Source organism: Candidatus Cloacimonadota bacterium, from assembly GCA_011372345.1.
Classification (GTDB): Bacteria; Cloacimonadota; Cloacimonadia; order Cloacimonadales; family TCS61; genus DRTC01.
Genome location: DRTC01000083.1, coordinates 1 through 2,824, shown reverse-complemented (window position 1 = coordinate 2,824; position 2,824 = coordinate 1). Strand labels below are relative to the sequence as shown.

The 2,824-nt window shown below is 33.7% G+C and carries 3 protein-coding genes; all 3 read left to right on the top strand.

The window, feature by feature from the left end; all coding sequences use genetic code 11:
* Window positions 1-676 (top strand): T9SS type A sorting domain-containing protein (locus ENL20_01520; protein HHE37237.1); only part of this gene is annotated, 676 nt, incomplete at its 5' end.
* 178 nt (window positions 677-854) lie between these two features.
* On the top strand, window positions 855-1,796 hold the full coding sequence (locus ENL20_01515) for a hypothetical protein (GenBank protein HHE37236.1): 942 nt from the start codon (window positions 855-857) through the stop codon (window positions 1,794-1,796).
* Between the two features lie 2 nt (window positions 1,797-1,798).
* On the top strand, window positions 1,799-2,473 hold the full coding sequence (locus tag ENL20_01510; GenBank protein ID HHE37235.1) for a hypothetical protein: 675 nt from the start codon (window positions 1,799-1,801) through the stop codon (window positions 2,471-2,473).
* The last annotated feature ends 351 nt before the right edge of the window (window positions 2,474-2,824 follow it).

Sequence of the window (2,824 nt, the reverse complement as noted above, 5' to 3'; positions counted from 1 at the left end):
TTTCGGAGCAGGGAACAGAGTTTTTGCGATTACTCTCGAGGGAACAATGGCCCCGGGTTTTCCAGCTTACCTCGAACATAAAAGTTTGCTTCCTTACAGTTATCCGAGGATCATTGAATTCGATAATGAACCGATGATCATTCTCGAAGAGGAAAACCAGGGATTTTTTGCGGTAGATATTGAAGCTGATATCCGTTTCGAATATTCTTATTTCTGGAACAAGACCGAGTCTTTTAATAATTTCTTCTGGGATGAATATTCCAACCGTTTTTTCTTTGTTTACAGTGATGCTTCAAATACACTTTATTCATCCTATCTGGAAGGAGTTTATGAAGATCCGGTTATCTGGAACGGTTACAGGAATGATGGTTATTCTCTATATACAAATTCAATCGATTATCAACCTGATCCGGATCAAAAAATAACGGCTTTTGCTTATCCTAATCCGGCAAAAAATGGTGAAGTAAGAATTAAGGTTTCAAATGCTCAAAACAACATTGATCTGAAAATCTTCGATATTGCCGGAAATATCGTTTTTCAGACCATTCAAACAAAAGAAAATAATGATGATCAGGATATTCTCTGGGATACCCGGAAAATAGCTTCCGGATTATATTTCGGAATCGTTAAATCAAATGGCTCGGTAAAAAAAATACCGATCGCCATAGAAAGATAGTGTCTCAAAATGTATGAAAGATTATGAAAAAAATGTTGCTGCCTTTCCGAAGCTTCTCACGAAGGAATTCTATCCGGCAGTTGCCGGATCGGAAAGTTATAGGCATTCGCATCCTTCCGAATCTTAATGTAAGAACAAGTGAAAGAAAGCTTCGGAAGGGAAAATTAAGGAGTAAAAAATGAAAAAATATATAATTGCTTTCCTCATAATAATAAGCATCTTTTTTGTTTCTTTTGCTGAAGAAATAGAAAGCGATGAATTCGGTAAAGAAATTTATACGGAAGAAGATGATATTTTTAAAATTGAATACACTAAAAAATCAGCTGCTAAAGCCATGTTGCTTTCAGCTCTTTTCCCCGGAGCAGGTAATTTTTATGCAAATCCCAAAAGTATTACTACTTACATCTTTCCCCTGATAGAAATCGGACTCTGGTATGGATACATCCATTACAATAAAATGGGTGATGATAAAACAGAAGAATATGAATATTATGCAACCGGAGAAGTGATCGGTTATGATGATGAATATCCAAATGGTGTTATTCATCGTTATAATAGATTTGATCAAGAACGCGCTGAAGAACTCTTAATTAGTTATAATGATAATGATCATTATGATGAAGATTATTTTCAACTGGATGATGATAACTCGCAGCACTTTTATGAGGATATTGGAAAATATGATAAATATCTTTTTGGTTGGTATGATTGGATTAATATTTATGCAACTCAAATTGATCAACAAAATCAGGAATTTTTCAATATCAACAATGATAAGTGGATCTTTGATAGTGGTAATTGGATAGGAAATAATCCTATGAATTTAAATTCAGGATATTACATTAATAACAAATCTGAATACGATTCCCATAATGGGAAATACAGTATATTCCGAGCTGAATATATTGAAATGCGGAAAGATGCGGAAAATTTCTATGGGAATGCTGTTTCCTGTAATTTCGGGATCGTTTTCAATCATATCTTGTCAAGTTTGGATGCCTTGAGATTAGCTCGTAATAGAAATGTGGAATATACTGATAATAGATTGAAGATCAAAGTTGCTCCTGTATTTGTAAACAATGAACTTTCTCCTTCGATTATGCTCAGCAAAAGGTTCTGATTATGAAGAAATTTATATTGATCCTTTTAATTCTCCTTTTATCGTTAAGTATTTACTGTCAGCAGGTTTCGACACTAAAAGCAATGTTGTTTTCTGCGGTCGTACCCGGATTAGGAGAATTATATACAAAAAATTACACGAAAACCGGAATTTTTTTTAGTTCGGAACTGGCAATCATTGCCACTTATTTTCGCCTAAAAGCAGAATCCGAATGGGCAGACAATAATCTTCAGCAGTTCGCTTTTGAAAATGCAGGAGTTCCTAAAAATAGTACTGATGCACATTATCTTTTGATAAAAAATTATGTGAGCAGTGATGATCTTAATGAATACATCGACCGTTCTGCCAGGAACTATTATCTTATTTATAAAAGCGATCCGGAAGGATATTATGAATATCTGGAAGAAAATCTTATTACCGAAGAAGAAGATATGTGGTCATGGGATACGGATGAAAACTGGAAACATTTTGGAAGATTGCGTATTGATAAACAGAATTTTGAAACATATACACAATTTGCCATTGCTGCCGGAATTTTGAATAGATTGATCAGTATCATTGATTCAGCTATTTCAGCTAAAAGATTTAACAAAAAGGTCGGCTTGTTTGGAAACATATCAGTAAAACCGGATTGGAAGAATAAAGGCTTTCTTCTTAATTATGAATATCGATTTTAAGAAACTTGAGTTCACTCTAAAAAGGCAATAATTTGGAATATGTATGAAATTTTGCCCGAAATTTGGAAACTGATGAATCAGTTAATAGCCTTTATCTTCATATTAGCCACCAACTTAAGTTGGTGGTTAATGAAACAGGAAAAAGTATTAACCGTTTTAACGGTTTCTAATTTTATTGAATTTGACCTTTTTAGAGTGGACTCAAACTTAGAATTTAAGAATTATATAAAATAAGGTCAAATGACCAGAGGTGAAGGCACATTTGACCCAATTTCAGTTTAGTTCAAGATGACACAGAGGTTGAAAAATAAGGACTTACGAAATTCAAAATTAACCACTGGTCATTTGAAC